This is a genomic window from Frankia sp. Mgl5, from assembly GCF_023242985.1.
GTDB lineage: Bacteria > Actinomycetota > Actinomycetes > Frankiales > Frankiaceae > Parafrankia > Parafrankia soli.
The window spans coordinates 1-286 of sequence record NZ_JALKFY010000070.1; the positions used below are offsets into that span (position 1 = coordinate 1).

At 56.3% G+C, this 286-nt stretch carries 1 protein-coding gene; it reads left to right on the forward strand.

Translation table 11 applies throughout. From position 1 onward, the window contains the following. The coding region (locus tag MXD62_RS08400; RefSeq protein ID WP_248828830.1) for an RsmF rRNA methyltransferase first C-terminal domain-containing protein at nucleotides 1-286 on the forward strand (286 nt) is incomplete at both ends.

The following is a 286-nucleotide window of genomic DNA, read 5'->3' on the forward strand; positions in this document are numbered from 1 at the left end:
GGCGCAGGACGAAAAGAAGCGATAGCTGCCTGGCACAGCTTTGCCGAAGAGCTGTGTCCCGCGCTTGCCAAGCGGCTTGACCAACCGCAAGCATTCATTCTGTTCGGTGAACAGCTTTACTACTTACCCGCTTCCCTCGATCTCGCCGGAGTAAAGGTAGTACGCCCTGGCTATCATCTCGGAGCCGTGAAAAAGAACCGCTTCGAGCCTTCCCATGCATTGGCGCTGACGCTTCGGACTGATCAGGTAAAACGGTACGCCGACTACGCAGCTGAGGATCAGGATC